The organism is Flavobacteriaceae bacterium (assembly GCA_014075215.1).
Taxonomy (GTDB): domain Bacteria; phylum Bacteroidota; class Bacteroidia; order Flavobacteriales; family Flavobacteriaceae; genus Polaribacter.
The window spans coordinates 1713540-1735287 of the sequence record CP046177.1; the positions used below are offsets into that span (position 1 = coordinate 1713540).

A 21748-nucleotide genomic window follows, 5' to 3' on the forward strand; every position below is an offset into this window, starting at 1 on the left:
AGGATTTAAAATTTTCGAGAAGGAAGAAATTTGAAGCCAAATCAATTTCAATACGAAATATATCACTATTTTGCAAAGCTACTTAAGTTAAAACTCATGAACTATATACTTTTTGACGGTAGTTCCAGAAATTCGCTGTTGCCATTTACATACACCCGGCCTGTTGCGGATATCAGAATCGGAATTTTAACCATTCGTGAAAAATGGGAAAAAATGTTGGGATTCACTACCACCACCATGACGGAAGCGTATTTGGAAGAAAAATACCCCATGGTGGAGATGGAAGAAAATATACTGATCAATGCTTCTTTTTTACCATCAAGAAAACTAGTTGAAAAAGTAAAAAAACTCTCTGAAAATCAGGCTATTTTTAAAGGCGAAGAAGTGATTGCTTTTTTCACTGCCAAGACCCGGGGAAAAGTAGATTTTGACTCGTATGAACAAATTGAGTTTGAAGATGACTTGCTGCAAATAAAAAATACCTGGGATCTGTTTTCTTTAAATGATAAAGCAATTCAGGCGGATTTTGATTTGATTACCAAAGAAAGAACATCACAAGCTATTCGGGAAGGCATACCATGTATAAATAAAGAAAATATTTTTATTGAAGAAGGAGCAACGGTGCTGTTATCTTCTTTAAATGCTTCAAAAGGCCCTATTTATATTGGGAAAAACGCTGAAATTATGGAATCCTGTGCTGTTAGAGGCCCTTTTGCCATGTGTGAACATAGCGTATTAAAAATGGGAGCTAAGATTTACGGAGCGACTACACTCGGACCTTATTGTAAAGTAGGAGGAGAAGTCAATAATTCGATTCTTTTTGGGTTTTCCAGTAAAGGACACGAAGGCTTTCTTGGAAATGCTGTTTTAGGAGAATGGTGTAATATGGGAGCGGATACCAATACATCAAATTTAAAAAATAATTATGCAAAAGTAAAACTCTGGAATTACGAAATAGGAAGGTTTACCGAGACAGGGTTACAATTTTGCGGACTGATGATGGGAGATCATTCAAAATGCGGAATTAATACCATGTTTAATACGGGAACGGTGGTGGGAGTGAGTGCTAATATTTTTGGAAGTGGCTTCCCGAGAAATTTTGTTCCTTCATTTAGCTGGGGAGGAGCTTCCGGTTTTACCACCTATCAATTAAGAAAGACTTTTGAAGTTGCCGAAGCTGCCATGAAACGAAGGAATATTGAATTATCCGAACAAGACAAAAAAATCCTGAAACATGTTTTTGAAGAAACCAAAAAGTATAGAAATGACACCGTTTAAAAGAGCAAGAAACTTGGAACTTTTGTATAAAGGAGCTACTCTTTTCGGGTGGCTTTTTTCTAATACATCATTCAGGTTCAAGTAATAAATGGTATTACATATACAGTTTACGATTGCCGCACCTGCTGAAAAGTAGCAATGGTTTTTAAATTTTTGATAGTTGCTGCCGGATCATCACTATTAAAAACAAAGCTTCCGGCAACTAAAACATCAGCTCCGGCTTTTATTAAATCACCGGCATTTTTATCTGTTATACCGCCGTCAATTTCTATAGATGCATTGGACGACGAAAGCACTATCAAATCTTTTAGCTGACGTATTTTTTTATAGGTGTTCTCTATAAAAAACTGACCTCCAAAACCTGGATTTACACTCATGATACATACCAAATCCAAGTCCGCAATGCTGTCTTCCAAAAGAGAGACAGGAGTATGCGGATTTAAGGCAACTCCGGCTTTCATTCCTGCTTCTTTGATAGCTTGTATGGTTCTATGTATATGTGTGCATGCCTCGTAATGCACTGTTAATATATTTGCTCCTAAATCTGCAAACGTTTGGATATACCTGTCAGGGTCTACAATCATTAAATGTACATCCATTGTTTTTTTTGCATGCCCGGAGATGGCTTTTAGAACAGGCATACCAAAAGAAATATTAGGTACAAAAACACCGTCCATAACGTCTATGTGAAACCAATCGGCAACACTGTGATTTACCATTTCAATATCGCGTTGTAAATTACCAAAATCGGCAGCTAAAACAGAAGGAGCAATTAATTTGTTCATGAGTATTATATTATGTTAACTTTTATTTTCTCAAAAAAAAGAATGCCTTTTCTCAGTGCTTTAAGAGAGTTAAGCGAACTTTAAACTTTGAACTTTCAAACGCTATTATTATATCATTGCTAAAAATAGGTATTGTTTTTCTATGTTGACAGGGCAATATGAATTTTTTTGAAATTATGAAAAGTGATAATTAAAAAAAACCACTGTAAATCAATTTTCTTACAGTGGTTTTTGTGACCCCGGTAGGATTCAAACCTACAACCGCTGGAGCCGAAATCCAGTGCGCTATTCAGTTGCGCCACGAGGCCATTAATTTAATTTTTTTCGCACAATTCCGGAGATGGTTTTTCCATCTGCCCGGCCAGCCAGTTGTTTAGACACTATTCCCATCACTTTCCCCATATCTTTCATGCCTTCCGCTCCGATTTTGGTAATGGTTTCCATCACTACTTTTTCAATTGCTTCTTCAGATAAAGCTTCCGGTAAGAATTGCGCTAATATGGCTGCTTCAACCAGTTCGGAATCTGCCAAATCCTGCCGCCCTTGAGCTACATATATTGCGGCACTATCTTTTCGCTGTTTTACCTGCTTTTGAATGATTTTCATTTCCTGAGCTGCTGTCAATTCTCCTGCACCTGCCTCAGTTTTTGCTAATAAAAATGCCGATTTCAATGCTCTTAATGCCTGCAAAGCAACCGTATCTTTTGATTTCATTGCCACTTTCATCTGTTCCATTACCTGTTGTTGCAAACTCATATGCTCCAAGTTTTAAAGCTCCAAAGATACAACTCTAATTCTTATTTTTTAAACGTTTTAGATATAGGATATTCTTTTTATAATCGATAATCGCTCTTCCTCTCTCTAAAATATCTGCTCCGATAATCCCATGTACTTCTTTTGCTTTTTGCTGGGTCAATGCACTGTTTACATGAAATAAGTCAAACAATACCAAATGACATTTCTTCGCTTTCCAAAAACCAATTTTCAGGAGGTTGTTTTTAGATTGCAAAGTATCCATATCTATAGCTCCGGCCCCGGCAGCTTTGGTTTCACTTTCTTCTGCTTCCAGCTTAAAATATTCAATTAAATCTAATCCTACGCAGGAATTGGAAGCACCCGTATCTAAAATAAATCTTCCTTTTACACCATTTATTTCGGCTTTCAACTCCAGGTGGTTGGTTGCATTTTTCGTCAAGCGGATACCATTATACCCCTTTTTTTCCAATACTTTTTTCAGACTTGCCATTTAGCCGTATGTTTATAGGTAATAAACAACAAAAATACAACTTTCATGATTACGGACACACATACACATTTATATTCGGAACAGTTTGATACTGACCGGAATATCATGATCCAAAAAGCGAAAAAAGCGGGTGTTTCCCGTTTTTTTATTCCTGCAATTGACAGTTCTTATACCCGGAGGATGTTTGATTTGAAACAAAATTATCCTGAAGATGTATACCTGATGATGGGACTGCACCCTACTTCCGTAAAAGAAAACTACCGGGAAGAATTGGCCCATGTAAGCGAATGGATACACAAACGTGATTTTGTTGCTATCGGAGAGATCGGTATCGATTTGTATTGGGATAACACTTTTTTGCCGCAACAGCAGGAAGCATTTAAAATTCAGATACAATGGGCTAAAGAAAAAAAACTACCTGTTGTAATTCATTGCAGAGAGGCATTCGATGAAATTTTTGATGTTCTGGACACTGAAAAAAGCGATGATCTATTCGGAATTTTTCATTGTTTTACAGGGACTTTGGAACAGGCACACAAAGCAATTTTATATCAGATGAAATTAGGCATTGGCGGCGTAGTTACCTACAAAAACGGAAAGATCGATCAATTTTTAAATGAAATAGACATTCAACATATTGTCTTGGAGACCGATGCTCCATATCTGGCACCAACTCCTTACAGGGGAAAGCGGAATGAAAGTTCGTACATCACGGAAATTATACATAAATTAACTACTATTTACGACTTATCTTTCGAAGAAATTTCCGAAATTACTACCCAAAATTCGAAGGACATTTTTGGAACTTAAAATCGCATATTACAAAACACCTATCGGCATTGCAAAAATCGCGGTAGATGAAAATGGCATTCAATCTATTTCCGTTTTGGAAGAAGACTCTTTATCTTCACAACAATTTCAGTTCAATACACCTGAAAACACAAAAGAAAGTTTTCCCAAATGTATACAAGACGGTATACAACAGTTAGCGGAATATTTTGAAGGTACCCGAACAATATTTGATTTAATATTGAACCCTCAAGGGACTGCATTCCAACAACTGGTTTGGAAAGAGCTCCTGACCATCCCTTTTGCAAAAACCAGTACCTATTTAGAGCAAACTAAAAAAATAGGAGACCCTAAAGCCATCAGGGCAGTTGCTGCGGCAAATGGCAAAAATCCTATCTGGATTGTCATTCCATGCCATCGTGTTATTGGTTCTGACGGTTCACTAACAGGCTATGCCGGTGGTTTATGGCGAAAAAAATGGCTGTTAGAGCATGAATCTCCTGTAAAACAACAGGCATTATTTTAAAATAAGCCTTTTATCTGCTTGCATAAAAAACAAAAAATGAGCTAAAAGCTCTGTTCAAAGAAGCATTACCGTTTTTGAACTATTTTAGTAAAAAATTCGTTTGTATGGTATGATCAAAAACAGCTTCTTATGTATCTTTCTTTTTATGGGAGTTCTTATAAATGCTCAAAACAACTCCGAAGATTTTAGATCTGAAAAAATACGTGTTGTCAAAGATACTGTTCAAATAGATTCTGTAAGTATTAACCCGTTAAAATTCAGATTGTTAGATGCAAAACAAAAACCTGTTCATTTTTCCGAATATCAAGTAAACTACACTGAAGCTTTTCTAATCATCGACTCCAAAAAATACAGGGAAATTACCGTTGAATACTACCGGTTTCCAAAATTTTTAACCAAAGTATACAGTCCGTTTGATAAACGTTTAATTGTTCCTAATACCACAAATACAGGTAAATTGTATAGCCTTACTACTAATAAGAAGCCTTCTGATATAAAACTTTTTGATGGCTTAAAAACAAGCGGCTATATCACGCGCGGACTCACTACAGGAAATAATCAAAATGCGGTAACTAATTCGGCAATGGATTTAACTATTGAGGGCAAACTCTCCAAAGATGTGGCTATCAGAGCTAACATTTTTGATACAAATATTCCTTTACAAGAGAACGGTTATTCGCAAAATATTACGGACTTCGACCGTATTTTTATAGAATTATACAGTAAAAATTGGCGGATTAAAGCCGGAGATGTAAATCTTAAAAATGAAGATAGCCATTTTCTGAATTTCGAAAAACAGGTCGCTGGCTTGGAAGTGGCAGCAATCATTGCTGAAAATGCACGAGTGTCGGCTTCGGGAGCTGTTGTAAGAGGGCGTTTTTCGGCATTTAATTTTGTAGGTATCGAAAGCAACCAAGGACCTTATAAAGTAGTAGGCCCTAACAACGAACCTGCCATTGTCATTATAGCCGGAAGCGATCGGGTGTATGTAAACGGCATTCAAATCCGACGTGGAGGAAATAAAGACTATACCATCGATTATAATTTGGCAGAAATTAGTTTTAACACTACTTACCCTATAACAAATGATATGAGAATTCGTATTGAATTTCAGTATTCGGATATAAATTATACTCGTTTTATTACCTATGAAAAAGGACATTACAAAAGCGACATTTTTAGTGTTAAAGGATATTTCTACAGCGAAAATGATGCAAAAAACCAGCCCGTACAGCTAAGTTTAACCGAAGCTCAAAAACAAATCCTGGCCAATGCAGGAAACAATCGGGAATTGATGGTAGCTGAAAGTGCTTTTATAGATGCATTTTCCGAAAATAGGATATTATATAAAAAAGTAACTGTTGGCACAACCGAAATCTTTGAGTACACTACTGATGAAAACGATGAATTGTATACAGTTACATTTACCAATGTAGGGACTAACAATGGCGATTATATATTAGACCGCACCATAGCCATTGGTACAATTTTCAGTTATGTAGGCTCAAATATGGGGAATTACGACCCGATTGTGCAATTATTTGCGCCGACAGCATTGCAAGTTGCTGTGGCAAATGCCCGATACAGCCCCAATGCAAAAACAGTTATAAATGCGGAAGCTGCCGTAAGTAATAATGATTTGAATTTGTTTTCGGATATTGATGATGATCAGAATAAAGGACTGGCAACAAAAATAAGATGGACACAAATTGTATCAGATAAGAAATGGCAGTTGTTGAGTGATGTAAACTATCAGTTTATCCATCGAAATTTTAGGACAGTGCAACGGTTTCAACCGGTGGAATTCAACAGAGATTGGAATTTGGTAAACCCCACAGGGAATCAGCAACAAATTGCTACACAGATTTCTTTACATGATAAAAAAAAGAACACACTTTCTTATAGCTTTAACCACCTTTCTTTTTCTGATAATTTTAATGGAAGCAAACATGAATTTAATTCCAAAATAAAATTGGACAGCACACGGTTTTATATAAATTCCAGTATGTTGAATAATACATCTGACATACGTGATGACCGTTTTATTAGAATAAAAGCAGCAGCAGAACAACATTTTTCAAAAAGTTGGATGGGCGGTTTTTTCAATTTTGAATCAAATGCCGGAAGGAACAGGAATACATCGGATTTTATAAATACCAGCCACCGCTTTAAAGAATATGAAGGGTATTTTGGTTTGGGAGATACTGCTAAAGTATATGCAAAACTCGGATTCAATTACAGAGATAATGACAGTATCAGATCAAATAATTTTACGGAAATAAATCACAGAAAAACATTTTACATAAACAGCAGGATTGTTCAAAATAAAAATGCAACCTTAAATGTATTTGCTAATTACAGAATTACAAAAAATGCATTTGCGGAAGATGAAAAATCATTACATTCAAAATGGATATATCATCAACGCCTATTTGGTAATTTTTTAAACTTTGGGACTGTTTATGAAACTTCTTCGGGAAATATCCCCCGGCAAGACTATATTTATGTGGAAACAGAACCCGGACAGGGATATTATACGTGGAGAGATTATAACAATGACGGAATTAAAGATTTTGACGAATTTGAAATTGCAGAATTTCAGGATCAGGCAAATTATCTTAGAGTTCCGCTGCCAAATCTCCGTTATATTGCTACTCAAAGGGCAAAGTGGAGTCAGTCGTTGACACTAAATGCCGGTAGGAGGAGCACTGCATCCGGATTTAAAAAAATACTATCACATTTTCAAAATCAAACATTTTTAAATGTGGTAAACGAACAGGAAAGAACCGGCAACACATTTCATTTAAATCCTTTTGACTTTAATGATCGTACACTAATCGGTTTGAACTTACATTTCAGAAACAGCTTTTATTTTAATAGAAACCTACGGAAATACAGTACTGTTTACACCTATGGCTCTTCGAGGGCCAAACAGCAATTTTTTATTGGAAATCAGCGTATTAAAACCAAATTGCATCAAATAGAATTTGCTCATAAAATAGGTACTTACTGGCTGTTGGATGTGATGGGAAAAACTTCTGAAAATAATTTGGAAACGGATAATTTTAATACTAGAAATTACGAGATAAAGGCACATGAAGTGCAACCGAAAATAAGTTATTTACATAGCAAAAATCAACGCTTTTCCGTGTATTATCACTATACATATAAACAAAATCAATTGCAGGATTTTGAAGAACTGAAACAACAAAAATTTGGATTGGAATATGTGTTTACAGGTAAAAAGCAGCAACAGTTAAACGCAAATTTTACAGCTTTTTTTAATATATTCAACGGAAACCCAAATTCTCCCGTAGGTTACCAGATGTTGGAAGGCCTGCAGAATGGTAAAAACTATACTTGGGATATTTTATACAATCAAAAATTAAACTCTTTCCTCAATATAAGCTTAAACTATCTGGGCCGTAAAAGTGAAAATTCCGATACCATCCATACGGGAAGTATTCAATTAAGAGCTGTGTTTTAAAAGGGTTGAGTTCAAGCTTATTTTATAGGAAGATAAGTCACTAAAACAGAAGAATAAATTCTTTCAGTCGATCTTTCTTCTTGAGGTGCTTGACAAATTGTAGCACAACCTCCTTGGTCAAGACATTTAGCTATTAACTTTCCACAAGACCATTTCCCATAACAAGATGCACTCCAATTATTACTTCCATCGCCACCTCTATCGTAATCAACTTGATATCCATCAGCTAAATGATTATAATAGCTAGACCTTTCATCAATAGGAAAAAAGCTAACAACCTGTTCATTTTCAATAGAGATTTCATTTGTTTTTAGATTTTTTACAACCTCAAAAGTTATCAATTTATCATCGCTAATTTTTGACGCTTTATCAACTAAAGAAGGTTTATAATTTTCTAGAAGTTTATCAATTTTTTTTGTGTCAATGTCAACTTGAGAAATGTTTTGTTCAGGCGATATTTGTTCATTTTCGCAACTTACAAAAACTAATGAACTTACTGTCAATGTTAAGATTAGTAACAATCCGATTTTTTTTAAATTATTCATAATTTTTTGTTTTAGGGGAAAATTTTTTTTAGATTTTTCCGGGGTTAATAATTTCTACTCTTTCGATTTTCGAACGCTTGGTTTACTTTTTATTTTATTACGGTTTCAACTTTCACATTTCCCGATTTTGGATGGTCAGTCCGTTTTTGACCGTTATGTTTGTTTTAATGTGGCATAACGTTTAGCGTAAAATGCGTTTTAATGCATTTTACGCTTTGTTACCTGTAGTTCTAAAGTAAAATATAATTTCATGGGAAATATACAGTAGTTGGATCAAGTCATCTTTAGGCTATTTATGAGCTTGTGAATATTCCTTGTACATAGCAAAAACGAAATCATTAAAACTAAAATCAGAATCAGGGAAGAATTCACCGGTCTCGTGTTCTTTGGTATCTAAAAAATCGAAGTATTCGTAGTGTAAATCACTATTTTCGGGATAACCGTAGCATTGTATCGTGATACAAGCGTCTACTTTATTTTTGTTTTTTAATTGATGAATTTGGTTCAACCAAGGAGTAATATAAGTAACCTGATTAAGCTGAAACTTACACGTTTTAAAATGCTCAGGTTTGTAAGCCTCATTAGTTGCAAGCAGCACGTTATTGGCATTAGGTGTTACTTTTTTTAAGGTAGCAAACAGCTCAACGTGTATTTCCCCATGGAGTACTTTAATGATGGCTTCGCTACCACCGTGGTTATGTATGGGTGAGTATTTACCACTTGGCCATATTTCCATAACGTAAGGGATTCCGGGAGACTCTCCCTGGTTACCGCCCATGGTTATTCTTAGGTAAACCATATTACTATCTCCAAAGCCAGACAGCGCTTCTTTTTTAGCTTTTTTCTGAATTATATCAAAGCAAATTTTCCCAGGCGTGTCAATACTATATTGAACGGCTTTAGCAAAATCAAAGTCGGCAGGTAAATTGTAATCTTTATTGATTGTTTGCAAATTGAAATTACGCCCTCCTACATTTTCATATAATTTTTGGCACACACTAGGCAGGTTAGCAGGTACGGTTACAACATTGTTGGCTGCATCATACATGGTAATATCGTTCATATCCTTTACTTCCATTGCTACATTTACAGTTATAGGGTCTTTAAAAACAGTAATCAATTTGGCAGATGCAGTAAGTTCCACCCAACTCATTTGCTTTAACCATTTGTATCGGGATATTTGAGGATCATCTTCTTCGGTAGGATGTAAATTTGGTCCAACATTACCTTCAGTTAAAACTCCTGTAGAAAAATTAAAACTAAATAGGGATAATTCTGCTCTTGGCTCTCCATATCCACCTTTTAGTAGTCTATTTTCAAAATCAATACTGAACCAAAAAGGCCCGGTTGGATATTGCTCATACCCCTTAATGCAAGAAAAAAGCTGATCTTCTATCTCTGCATATGGTTTTTTAGACGCGAAAAACACACACCCTACTTCATCTACTCTAAAGCAAAAGTATTGATAGGTATGAGAAACCGCTACTCTATTAGGGGCTGTAAACTCCAATTGTGCAAATTGTTCTTCTGGAGAGAATATAACTACTCCTTGTCCAGTTACGGGAAGTGTAACAATTCCGTTTTTAAATGTTGATTGTTGTGGTTTCGCAAATGAAAACCGATCATCATGATTTGACATATTTTTAAGTTTAAAACAAAGATAGCAGAAAAGTGCAAATTTTGAAACTTGCACTTTTCTGCCTGTTTTTTATATACCGTGTTATGCCACGTTTTAATTATTCAAAGCATCTTTCAGCTTCCCTTTATATAAGTAAAATAAAAGACCATAAAAAATAATTAATTGCCCAATTCCTGCAATCATAAGTACATTTGCAGTTCCTTCTGATGATTTTCCCGATACAAAAAAGAATATGCCAGCAAAAAGGAATAGGATACCAAAAATTAGAAAGCTCCAAAATTTTAATTTAGCGAATGTTTTCATTTGAATGTAATTTAAAAAATTAACAAAATGTATTTGGTCCTGCACCAATACAAGAAACAGCGAAAGCAGCAAGTGTTTCAGGACCGGCAACAACTAAAGCCGCAACACAAATCCAGCTTCTACCACAAGCTTCAACAGTACAATTCATACAAGCACTCCAAGAAGAAGCATGTCTACAACAATCTTCTTTTGCAGAAAAACTTCCTTTAATTTGATGTTTTGCCATATGTAAAGAATAAATGTTATTGCTAAAGACATTTAATTTTTCATTATTTTCAATTTTTATATTTCCAATTCTATCTTTCATTATCAAGTTGAACTGAATAAAACAATTGATTATCAAGAGATTTTAATTTAAAATTCTGCATATTAGTCAAAGAAGAATATTCTGCTAAATTCACTTGATATATATCATCATATTTGTAAATTATAATTTTATTTTCAGAATTTTTGACAGAAACAGAATACATTAATATGTCAGAATTATTAAAGTAAAATTTCTTTACGTCTTTATTGTCAAGAATAAATAGATTAATACCATTATTTTTCACAGTATTGATTATTTCGGTTCTTTCTACGTTGTTTCCAAGTTTCTCAATTAAATAAAAGTGATTGTCATAAAAATTAGGACTTATATCTGTTTTTAAAGCTAAGTCCTCAAAAACGACTTCATTTAAAGAAGTTTCATTAGTAGTTAAGTTGTCACTGTTCTCAGAACAACTATAAATAACAATTGATAGCAGTAATATTGATAATACCGATATACTTAGATATTTTTTCATTTTTAATTCATTTTAGGGGAAAAATCTTTTCCATTTGCTTAGACTTCTCCAAGTTAATAATTTTCTACTCTTTCGATTTTCGTAACTCAGTTTACTTTTTGTTTTATTTCGGTTTCAACTTTCACAATTCCGATTTTGGATGGTCAGTCCTTTTTTTGACCGCTATGTTTCTTTAATGTGGCATAACTTGTTTATATACAGAACTTTCTTCCTCTTATTCTGCCATTATGGTGGTATATGCAGAAGTTTTGATTGTTTTTATGTTTTTTAGCTTTCGTCATAAAAATAAGAGAATTTTAAAATTTACCTGATGTAAAAGTGATACAATTTCGAATACTTGTCAATAACAGAAAACAATGAAATTTTCACCTCAAGGAAAACAGTGATACCATTTTAACATCTAAGGGCCGGCCATATATAATAGTAAACATAAATGATACCGCACAATGTTCGGATGTATCTTCTTTAGGCTTTACGGCAAATATCTTTTTTCGGGTAGTGCTCCGATTATACCAAAATGAATACTAAAGTGGTCTAAAGATGGTGTGAGGAAAATTTCAAAGTTCGAGTTAAAAAACACAGGCTTAGCTACGCCGAGTATTTTTAGTGATGAAATTTGAAATTTTCATAGCGAGATTGGACTATTTTATACCAGTAATTTCAAGTGATAAATGGTATTAGCTATATAAAACCTAAGCAGTCCGGACCCTGGCAGTCCGGTATCCGTAATATCCAATATAACCGTAACAAACGGTGACAAATAAAAATGCCAGTTTAAACCCTATTCCATCTATCAGCGCTCCACAAATTAACGGAATAATTGCCCCTCCTACAATTGCCATACAAAGCAATCCGGAACCTTTGGGTTTTAGATCTTTAATTCCATCAATAGCTAACGTAAAAATAGTTGGGAACATAATAGAGTTAAACAAACCTACAGCTAAAATACTCCACATAGAAACCAGTCCGTTTGTGGTAATAGATACGATAATCAGCAATACTGCCGATGCCGCAAACATGCTCAGTACTTTTCCCGGTTTCATTATTTTGGTCAAATACGACCCGATAAAGCGGCCCACCATTGCTCCCGACCAGTAAAAAATTACAAAAATCCCCAATAAAGCTTTGTCATCTGCTCCATCCAAAGATTTGAAAAATAGAGTAGCCACCGTATCGGCAATTGCCATTAAGGTATTACTCTCTCTAATTAAAGGAACCATTCCGGACTCTTGGAAGTAATTTACCAGAAAACTCCCGATAGAAACCTCAGCACCAACATAAAAGAAAATTCCCAACACCCCTAACATCAAATTTCTTTGAGAAAAAACCTGGGCATAAGTCCCTGCCGATTTTTCGCTAATCAATTTCGGAAGTTTTGCAAATAAAAACACAGCAGCAATCAAAACAATAAAGATCGCCAATCCTAAAAATGGCTTTTGAACCGCCAATGCTTCCGAAGTAAAATACGTTTCTTTTGCTTCGGATGATAAAGAAGCTATTTCTTCTTTATTTTTAATCGTATCACTTAAAATAAATAAAGCACCCACAGCCGGAGCAATTGCTGTTCCCAGCGAATTAAATGCCTGCGATAAGTTCAATCGACTGGACGCCCCTTCTTCCGAGCCCAATACTGCCACATATGGATTTGCTGCCACCTGAAGAATCGTCATTCCTCCTGCTAAAATAAAATAAGCCACTAAAAAGACACCAAAAACACGATAAGATGCCGCAGGGTAAAATAGCAAACATCCTGTCGCCATGGTTAATAATCCCAGTAGAATCCCCCTTTTGTATCCGATTTTGGATAAAATATAACTTGCGGGAACCGACAGTACAAAATAAGCTCCAAAAAATGCAAATTGAACTAAAATAGCTTCTCTGTATGTCAGTGTAAATAGTTCTCTCAATCTCGGCACTAATGAATCTACCAATACAGTAATAAATCCCCATAAAAAGAACAACGAGGTTAATAAGATAAAAGCACTTCTGTACGATTTATTTGTTGACATAATTTATGTTTTATTAAAAAAGTTTGATTTGTAATTTTTATTTTTTCCGTCTTTATATACATTATAACTAAACCATTCGTGAATGGAATAAGCGCCATATGCTCCTTGTTTGTTGACAGCAATATATCCGACCTGAAAATTTGTATAATCGCTATTTGGTTTGCTGACAATTCTCTCTATAGCCTCTTCACAGGCTTCTTGCGGAGTTCTCCCTTGCCGCATTAGTTCAACAATTAAAAAACTCCCCACGGTTTTTAAAACCTCTTCTCCCAGGCCTGTGGCAGTAGCACCCCCTACTTCATTATCTACAAACAATCCGGAACCGATAATAGGAGAATCGCCCACTCTCCCTGCCATTTTATATGCCAGTCCGCTTGTAGTACACGCGCCTGAAATGTTTCCGTCTTTATCAATGGCCAACATTCCAATCGTATCGTGATTTTCTATATTGATAACAGGTTTGTATTCCGATGTTTCTTTCCATTTCTCCCAAGCCTTTTTAGAAGCTTCCGTTAACAAATTCTCTCTTTTAAAGCTCTGAGAAACAGCAAACTGCTCTGCTCCTTTTCCGGCTAACAAAACATGTGGTGTCTCTTCCATCACTTTTCTGGCAACAGAAACGACATGTGTAATATTTTGTACGTAAACTACGGCTCCGTAATTTCCTTGGCCATCCATGATACAGGCATCTAACGTAACATTTCCATCGCTGTCCGGCAAACCTCCCTTTCCTACGGATTGCCCTTTCTCATTGGCTTCTTCTACTCTGCAACCTTGTTCAACAGCATCTAAAGACGTACCTCCTTTTACTAAAACTTCCGAAGCCGCATGTACTGCATCAGGTGTATTCCACGTGGCAATGACGATAGGTCTTACGGGTTTGGAGGCTGCTATTGCTTTGCGTTCCTCTTTTGTCTCACAGCCTATCACACTTACTGCCGTGACCACTCCTAAGGTTGATAAAGAGGTATTTTGAAGGAATTTTCTTCGTTTCATTGTTACTTAGTTGCCGGCAACCCACTCAAGGTATCTGGCATTTTGTAAATATATCTATATTTTTTATTAAAACAGGTTTTCTCAAAAGTTTAAATGAGTTCATTTTTAAATGAATTGTTATGGAGAAAATAGAATGTTAATATCTTTGCCTTCCGGTATTTTATACCATGAGACCTTTGCAGAATTGATTTGACAAAAAAATTCGACGCCCGAAGAACATTTTCAACCGGAATAACCCATTGGTTTTGAGGATTTAAAATTTTCGGGAAGGAAGAAATTTGAAGTCAAATCGATTCAAATACGGAATATATCACTATTTTGCAAAGGTCTCACCATTTTAATTTTACTCAATGAAAAACGATTGTTTTCTTAGTATCGCTACGATTGCTTTACATACTTTAACTTTCAAACTTGAAACAATATAAACATGCGTACGAAATCAGTAAAAAAGAATAAAATTAATGTAGTTACTCTGGGTTGTTCTAAGAATATTTATGATTCTGAGGTATTGATGGGGCAGTTACAAGCAAGTGGAAAAGAAGTTGTACATGAAGATGAGTATGATGATGGAAATATTGTGGTGATCAATACTTGTGGCTTTATAGGAAAAGCAAAAGAAGAATCTGTAGACACTATTTTGCATTATATAGAAAAAAAAGAAGCAGGAGAAGTAGATAAGATATATGTAACAGGTTGCCTGAGCGAGTGCTATAAACCTGATTTGGAAAAAGAAATCTCCGAAGTAGATCAATATTTCGGCACACGTGATTTGCCTAATCTGTTAAAAGTTCTGGAAGCGGATTATAAGCATGAATTAATAGGAGAGCGATTAACGACAACCCCGCCACATTATGTCTATTTAAAGATTGCAGAAGGTTGCGACCGCCCTTGTTCATTTTGCGCAATTCCGTTGATGAGGGGAAAGCACAGATCAACTCCAATAGAAGCTATTATTGCCGAAGCAACCCACCTGGCAAAAAAAGGAATCAAAGAAGTGATGCTCATTGCCCAGGATCTTACCTACTACGGATTGGACATTTATAAAAAGAGAGCATTAGGCGAGCTGTTGCAGGCACTTGCAAAAGTAGAAGGTATTAAATGGATTCGCATGCATTATGCCTTTCCTACAGGATTTCCGATGGACGTACCGGAGGTGATGAAAAAAGAACCTCATGTATGCAATTATATAGATATTCCGCTCCAACATATCAATACGGAAATTTTAAAATCCATGAAACGTGGAACCACGCATGAAAAAACAACCGAATTAATCCGTAAATTTCGAGAAACGGTTCCGGGGATAGCCATAAGAACTACACTGATTGTAGGCTATCCGGGCGAAACAGAAGCACATTTTCAGGAATTAAAAAACTGGGTAGAAGAGATGCGTTTTGAACGCCTGGGAGTTTTTGAATACTCACACGAAGAAAATACCGGAGCATATGCTCTAAAAGATGATGTTCCTGCAGATGTGAAATTTCGGAGAGTAAATGAAATTATGGAATTGCAATCCCGGATTTCCTGGGAGATCAATCAGAAAAAACTTGGAAAAACCTATGCTTGTTTATTCGACAGAAAAGAAGGGAATTATTTTTACGGACGTACGGAATTTGACTCCCCCGACGTGGATAACGACGTTTTGGTAGATACCGGAAAATACAATATTAAAATCGGTGAATTTGCAAACATTAAAATTTACGAAGCCGGTGATTTTGATTTGTATGGAGTACCTGTACTATAGTTTGAAAATATTCTCGGTAAAATACAGATGATAGCTTATCGTTTTATGATAGCTGAATTTCTAAAAAAAACAGCATTTACAAAAAACAGTTTTCCATTCTCCCAAAAAGATCTGAATAAAGGATTATCTACCATATAAATAATACTACCGCTACCTGCTTTTTCTTCGCCAATCAGTAAAGATTCGGGGATATTTTCTAACGCTTTTTTACCGGCATATCCGGAAATATGTTTGGCATCTTTTGTAAAATAAGCCACATTACCTCCATTTTTCAGATATTCGTAAGAACGGTTTCCCAGTTTTAAAGAAAAGTAAGAACCATCATATCCAAAAGCCAGAGGATGTGTAGCATCTACTTTGCTTCTAAAAATGGCACCTGTAATAAAATTTTCAGTACTTTTTCTTTTCAAGGAATCATAGGGTGTTAGGTTTGCCTCTGTTTTTTTCTTTTTATCCTCTTTTGCCTTCTCTGTTTTTATGGCAAACATGTTCTTATCCGCAAAATTTCGTATGGCATTGCCAATGACAATTACTGTTCCTCCGGACTGAGAAAAAAGTTTCACCTTTTCCAAACCTCTTTTGTCTAGTATGTTTTTATAATGCCCTTCAGGAATAATGAGCACATCATAATCGGTTAGATTTACCCCATTAAAGTAATCGGTATCCAATATCGTTAAAGGATATTTTAGTTGCGTTTCGAAAAAGTGCCAAAGTTCACCAAAGTTAAGAGAAGAAACTCCCTTACCGGATAAAATAGCTACTTTTTGTTTGTTAATCGGTTTTACGCTATAGGAACCAAAATCAGCTCCCTTACTTACAAAACCTGTTTGCACCGGTATTATTTTTCGCTCTAATCGGTTAGCAATATTCACTAACTGTCTGTCAAAATCCGGGTTATTTTTATGATCGTTTCTCAGCATAATCAAAGTTCCCTCACCATAGAAATTCTCTTCCAATGAAAACGCTTTCTCTGCATAACGAACCCGGATATCAGCATTCAGCATAGCCGCCAAAAAAGTAGCATCCTCTAGACTGTTCCACTTTGCCAGGTATGCATATGCAGACGTATTTACAAGATTATCAGAGAAACGAGGAGCTTCTTTTTTACCGGAAACTACTTTTGTTTTTGAAGCGACGGCCTTAAAACCATGAGCATAAGGAATAGACCAGGCAGTATTATCATAGGTCAACGAATCTGACAATTTTGTTGCGGGTTCAAACAATACTTTGACCATTTTTCCTTTTGGCTGGTCCGTGTGGATGACCATATCGCGTTCGGTAACAGGCATTTTGCTTTCCTTCCCGGTACTGTAGTGATAGCCTTTTACTTGTCCTTTTTTAGCAAACTCATACCTTATTTCGTGTATATCTAATAATTTTTTTAAGCGATTTATTTTGTCTTGATTTTCGTTTTTTAAGACATAACTTTTATAAATGAGGATTTTATTGTCAAAGAATTTTTTGAATTCCGTATTTAATTTGGTTGCATTTTTAGAAGCCATTTCTATAGTAGATAAACCGGTTGTTTTATGATGTAAAACGCGGTCTGTCAGCGTGAGTTCGTACCCGTGATCCGTATCAACGCCCAATCCGGCCATTCCGTGCCCCGCCTGTTCATAGGTCATTCCAATAGCACCCATAAATGTAGGGTACGTATCTCCGTAGCTCGGATATAACAGGTCAAAACTCTCTTTTGTAAAATATAACCAACCGTTTTTGTCAAAATATGCTGCGTGATTTTTCCCGATTTGTGTTTGAAAATCACGTTGCCAATCAGATATAATTTCGTGAAAAGGTTCGGCAGCAGGAGCAAAATAATATGGATTATTGATATACTGTTCATGAAAATCTACGTGAATATGCGGCATCCATTTATTATAAATGCGCAACCGCTGTACAGATTCTACCTGGGTAGCCCAAACCCAGTCCCTGTTTAGATCAAACAAATAATGATTAACCCTTCCTCCCGGCCAGGGTTCATGGTGTTCTTTTGCATCCTGAGCGGAGTTATAAGGTGTGCTTTTTACCTGACGAAACCAATTTACATACCGGTCACGCCCATCCGGATTCATACACGGATCTATCATCACTAATGTATTTTCCAGATACGCTTGTTTTTGAGTCAGCAGCTCATATAAAGTTTGCATAGCAGCTTCCGTACTCGAAGCTTCATTGCCGTGTACATTATAACTCAACCAAACAATGGCAATATTATTTTCTTTATGAGCGGTGTTTTTGATACCCGTTTGAGTGAGATGGGAAAGCCTGATATTTTCCAGGTTTTCCATATTTTTTTTTGAGGAAATATAACTTACATATAATGGGCGTCCTTCATTAGATACTCCGTATTTTTCCAATTGTACGTTGGGTAATGTAGTACTTACATATTTGAAATACTCAACCACTTTATGGTGCCTGGTAAATTGTGTTCCTATAGGATATCCTAAAAACGCTTCCGGAGACTTAATGGTTTGGGAAAATAACGTATTGCTAACTAATAAAAATGTAAGTAATACAATTCTGATATTCATATATAAAAATTTTGACGCTAGCCAAAAATAAGGATTTCTTATAGATTTTGAACGATATTACAAACGATATCACTTTGTTCTTGATGCTAATCAATAGAGGCTTTTTCAGCATTGATTTGGCAAAAACCCCATTTTCAAATAAAAAAGAAACCGTTTAATAGCTACAAGCTATATAATGTTAAATATTGCCTAACAAGGTATTGACATTAAAAAAAAATCTACTTTTGTTAGAAGTAATTATGAAAAAAGAAGCAAAAAGCACTCTTTTTTCCACACATAAATAGTAATTAACCCTTGGCAAATTGCTAGTCTAAAAATTTACCTACTATGATAAATGTATTGTTGAGCGCTGCTCTTTTACTGGTTTATTTTTTATCAGTTGCATAGGCTCCGGAATGAAAGAATATTGCCAAATAAAAATAGTATGAACCCTAAAAAGCTACACTATATGAGAAAAAGCGAAAAGTAAAAAAAGTACGTTTCAGGCGTACTTTTAGTACGGCTCGGCCGTACTGAAGTTTCAAAAAAAGCAAATAAGTTTGTCGTATTAGTTTATAAAAAATCAATATATGACAACCACTAAATCAACAAAATAGAAGTATCACTTAAAACAAATCAATATGAAAAACATATGTTTATCCTGTGCAATCGCTTTGCTATGCACACATCTTTTACAGACCCAATTGAATAGCAATAACGGCCTGCCCAATGTCATGCCTCCAAGCCCAACGGCTTTTGAGTTCTTAAAATATGGTGAGATTCCCGTTAGTAAATATACCGGAGTACCCAATATTTCAATTCCCATATATACTATTGAAGCCAAGGGGTTGAACATTCCCATTCCAACGGTTTCCGCGTTAGTGAAGAAGCCGGGTGGACCGGTTTGGGATGGACCTTACAGGCAGGCGGGAGTATCGTACAAATCGTCAATGGCTTTGATGATTTTGGTCGCTATAAGAATAGAGATATCATCAATATCGATCAAATTGCAAACATTGCTTCGGGAGGGAGTAGCCCAACCGGGATTCTCAGTACATGCACCGGAACAAATATGCAGATTACTTCTGATGAGTTTAACATTCCTTTAAACATGCCTTCGAGCAGCCCGACACATGAAGACCCGAATGCGCTAATTCCGGTAGGGCTAATGGTAGGTGATAAAGATTATGAGCCGGATGTATTCAAATTCAATGCCCTGGGATATTCGGGAACCTTTGTACTGGATTGGGCAACGGAAACCTATAGATGCTTAACGGATTCTAAAATTAAAATCAAAAAAATAGCAAACACTACGGACGAATTTGTCATCACCACTCCCGAAGGACATCATTTAGTCTTTGAACTCAAGGAAGAAACAACATTTTTAGATCAATCTTCTACTTCCTTTTCCTATGGAACCGGAAGCTTATCCACCTCCAGTAGATTGATCGGCGAAACCTCGTCAAGAGTATACAAGCTTACTCATATCTACACCAATCAAAATGACCATATCGAGTATTTCTATACCGTTACAAATCCGGTAGAAAATTTTTCGTCGGTATCCAAAAGTATTACCGATTATGAAGATCTGGGTCCCCACCCCTTAGTCAATCAAAATATATATCAAGGTTATAGTTCCGGGTTATCACCGTCCACCTCAACATCTTACTCCAGGACAGCACAATCTTTTTCTTACTTGAATAAGATTACATTTAATGCAGGAGTTGTATTGTTTACCTCATCAGACAGATTGGACAATGTCGGAGCAAAAAAACTTGACAAAATAGAAGTAAAATCCTCAGAGAGCAGTTCAAAGCTCATCAAAGCAGTTGATTTTAGTTATGACTATTTTATCGGACATACCAACGGCTCTTATTATTACGATACTAAAAGTACTAAAAGCAGTACGGAAAACACACATCGTTTAAAACTTACTTCCATCACCGAACCGGGAAAACCGGCTCATATATTTGAATACAATACCACTCCATTACCCCGAAAAACATCCACTGCCGTAGACTATTGGGGTTATTATAACGGACATTCAAATGCCGATACGTTTCCCAATATTTTCAGGTTTCACTATGATATTGCTACTCCTCATAACCTTTATTCATATTCTGCTAATAACAGGAGTTCAAGGGATACATATACCAAAGCAGGTATCCTGAAAAAGATCAGCTATCCTACAGGAGGCTATACCCGATTTTATTACGAATTAAATTCTTTTAATAATTATATAGTCCCCAATTATGAAGATACATCCAATACGGTATATACCGAAGGAAGAATATCTTACGGAGCCGGTCTGAGAATACAAAAAATAGAAAACTACAATTTTGACCATACAAAAATCAGTCAAAAAAAATATACCTACCAGAGAGGTAAGCTAATGACACCGCTACACTTCTTTAATAAATCATACATACCACGCTGGGATTATATCATTGCTCGGAGTGCTCAAGGTTTCCTTGTCCAAAATTTAGGCAGAGGCTTTAGAAGGTCATTGAATTCAAACAGTATGATGGCCCCTTCAACAAATGCTTCGGGAAATTTTGTAGGATATAACAGTGTTACAGAGCATTTGCTGGCCAACAATAGTCAAACCGTTACTATTGGAAAAATAAAAGATGTGTATGAAAATCACAATGATGAAGGAATTTTTCCCATTACCCACAACAATCAATGGTACGTACATGGTAATTTAAATGAATTAAATCTACCCACCAGGGAAGCCTCCTTAACAAGAAACGGTTCTTTACTGGAGCAGTATATGTATGACAAATATGATTCTCTTAAACAAAAAATCATCAATACCTATGCAAGTGCAATAAGGTATGATTGTGTAAATGGCTTTAAGTTTGGTCCGCAAATAAAAAAAGTAGGGTTCTCTCAAGAGTATACTACCGCTGTAGTAACCCATATGATAGGCGCATATCCAATCAGAGGCATAGACAGTTATATGACAAGCAGGGAAACCATTCAATATATGCCCGGCAGAGTAATAGCTACCAAACAGCAGTACAGTTATAACAGTTTGCAACAGCTAACAGAAAAGAAAACCACCACCTCCGTATTCTATGATAAAAACAAGTAAAAGTTGAGATATTAT

18 protein-coding genes and 1 tRNA gene are annotated in these 21748 nt (G+C 35.8%); 6 read left to right on the forward strand and 13 right to left on the reverse strand.

Features of this window, described 5'->3' with window-relative positions; all coding sequences use genetic code 11:
* Positions 1–96 precede the first annotated feature (96 nt).
* Positions 97–1278 (forward strand): glucose-1-phosphate thymidylyltransferase, encoded by a 1182-nt coding sequence (locus GKR88_08490; GenBank protein ID QMU64319.1) that lies wholly within the window; start codon positions 97–99, stop codon positions 1276–1278.
* 107 nt (positions 1279–1385) lie between these two features.
* Here the strand turns inward: GKR88_08490 and GKR88_08495 are convergent, their stop codons facing one another.
* From GKR88_08495 to GKR88_08510, 4 genes are all read right to left on the reverse strand, one after another.
* A complete protein-coding gene (locus tag GKR88_08495; GenBank protein ID QMU64320.1) occupies positions 1386–2063 on the reverse strand; it encodes a ribulose-phosphate 3-epimerase in 678 nt (225 codons plus the stop codon).
* 234 nt (positions 2064–2297) lie between these two features.
* A tRNA-Arg gene (locus GKR88_08500) sits at positions 2298–2371 on the reverse strand.
* A 1-nt stretch (position 2372) separates the two neighbouring features.
* Complete coding sequence (locus tag GKR88_08505) at positions 2373–2819, reverse strand: GatB/YqeY domain-containing protein (GenBank protein ID QMU64321.1); 447 nt, start codon at positions 2817–2819, stop codon at positions 2373–2375.
* A 34-nt stretch (positions 2820–2853) separates the two neighbouring features.
* On the reverse strand, positions 2854–3309 hold the full coding sequence (locus GKR88_08510) for an acid protease (protein ID QMU64322.1): 456 nt from the start codon (positions 3307–3309) through the stop codon (positions 2854–2856).
* A 45-nt stretch (positions 3310–3354) separates the two neighbouring features.
* Between GKR88_08510 and GKR88_08515 the strand changes: the two genes are divergently transcribed.
* The 3 genes from GKR88_08515 to GKR88_08525 all read left to right on the forward strand — a co-directional run bounded on the left by GKR88_08515 (position 3355) and on the right by GKR88_08525 (position 8111).
* Positions 3355–4119 (forward strand): YchF/TatD family DNA exonuclease, encoded by a 765-nt coding sequence (locus GKR88_08515; protein ID QMU64323.1) that lies wholly within the window; start codon positions 3355–3357, stop codon positions 4117–4119.
* On the forward strand, positions 4109–4624 hold the full coding sequence (locus tag GKR88_08520; GenBank protein QMU64324.1) for a methylated-DNA--[protein]-cysteine S-methyltransferase: 516 nt from the start codon (positions 4109–4111) through the stop codon (positions 4622–4624). The genes GKR88_08515 and GKR88_08520 overlap by 11 nt, the downstream gene beginning before the upstream one ends.
* Positions 4625–4733: 109 nt before the next feature.
* On the forward strand, positions 4734–8111 hold the full coding sequence (locus GKR88_08525; GenBank protein QMU64325.1) for a hypothetical protein: 3378 nt from the start codon (positions 4734–4736) through the stop codon (positions 8109–8111).
* Between the two features lie 17 nt (positions 8112–8128).
* On the opposite strand, the gene GKR88_08530 is transcribed toward GKR88_08525, so the two are convergent.
* The 7 genes from GKR88_08530 to GKR88_08560 form a co-directional block, all read right to left on the reverse strand.
* A complete protein-coding gene (locus tag GKR88_08530; GenBank protein QMU64326.1) occupies positions 8129–8656 on the reverse strand; it encodes a hypothetical protein in 528 nt (175 codons plus the stop codon).
* 289 nt (positions 8657–8945) lie between these two features.
* The gene (locus GKR88_08535) at positions 8946–10295 is read right to left on the reverse strand and encodes a hypothetical protein (GenBank protein QMU64327.1); all 1350 of its coding nucleotides are present in this window, start codon (positions 10293–10295) and stop codon (positions 8946–8948) included.
* A 93-nt stretch (positions 10296–10388) separates the two neighbouring features.
* The gene (locus tag GKR88_08540) at positions 10389–10598 is read right to left on the reverse strand and encodes a hypothetical protein (protein QMU64328.1); all 210 of its coding nucleotides are present in this window, start codon (positions 10596–10598) and stop codon (positions 10389–10391) included.
* 19 nt (positions 10599–10617) lie between these two features.
* Positions 10618–10905, reverse strand: a complete 288-nt coding sequence (locus tag GKR88_08545; GenBank protein QMU64329.1) for a hypothetical protein — start codon at positions 10903–10905, stop codon at positions 10618–10620.
* On the reverse strand, positions 10895–11380 hold the full coding sequence (locus tag GKR88_08550) for a hypothetical protein (protein ID QMU64330.1): 486 nt from the start codon (positions 11378–11380) through the stop codon (positions 10895–10897). The genes GKR88_08545 and GKR88_08550 overlap by 11 nt, the downstream gene beginning before the upstream one ends.
* A 692-nt stretch (positions 11381–12072) precedes the next feature.
* Positions 12073–13389, reverse strand: coding sequence for an MFS transporter (locus GKR88_08555; GenBank protein QMU64331.1), 1317 nt, complete (start codon positions 13387–13389; stop codon positions 12073–12075).
* Positions 13390–13392: 3 nt separating this feature from the next.
* Entirely contained in the window at positions 13393–14385 is a 993-nt protein-coding gene (locus GKR88_08560; protein QMU64332.1) for a glycosylasparaginase, read from the reverse strand.
* Positions 14386–14812: 427 nt separating this feature from the next.
* On the opposite strand from GKR88_08560, the gene rimO reads away from it, so the two are divergent.
* Complete coding sequence (gene rimO, locus GKR88_08565; protein QMU64333.1) at positions 14813–16126, forward strand: 30S ribosomal protein S12 methylthiotransferase RimO; 1314 nt, start codon at positions 14813–14815, stop codon at positions 16124–16126.
* Between the two features lie 35 nt (positions 16127–16161).
* On the opposite strand, the gene GKR88_08570 is transcribed toward rimO, so the two are convergent.
* Both GKR88_08570 and GKR88_08575 read right to left on the reverse strand, forming a co-directional pair.
* The gene (locus GKR88_08570) at positions 16162–18657 is read right to left on the reverse strand and encodes a zinc carboxypeptidase (GenBank protein ID QMU64334.1); all 2496 of its coding nucleotides are present in this window, start codon (positions 18655–18657) and stop codon (positions 16162–16164) included.
* A gap of 601 nt (positions 18658–19258) precedes the next feature.
* Complete coding sequence (locus GKR88_08575; GenBank protein QMU64335.1) at positions 19259–19480, reverse strand: hypothetical protein; 222 nt, start codon at positions 19478–19480, stop codon at positions 19259–19261.
* 60 nt (positions 19481–19540) lie between these two features.
* Between GKR88_08575 and GKR88_08580 the strand changes: the two genes are divergently transcribed.
* Positions 19541–21733, forward strand: coding sequence for a hypothetical protein (locus GKR88_08580; protein ID QMU64336.1), 2193 nt, complete (start codon positions 19541–19543; stop codon positions 21731–21733).
* The last annotated feature ends 15 nt before the right edge of the window (positions 21734–21748 follow it).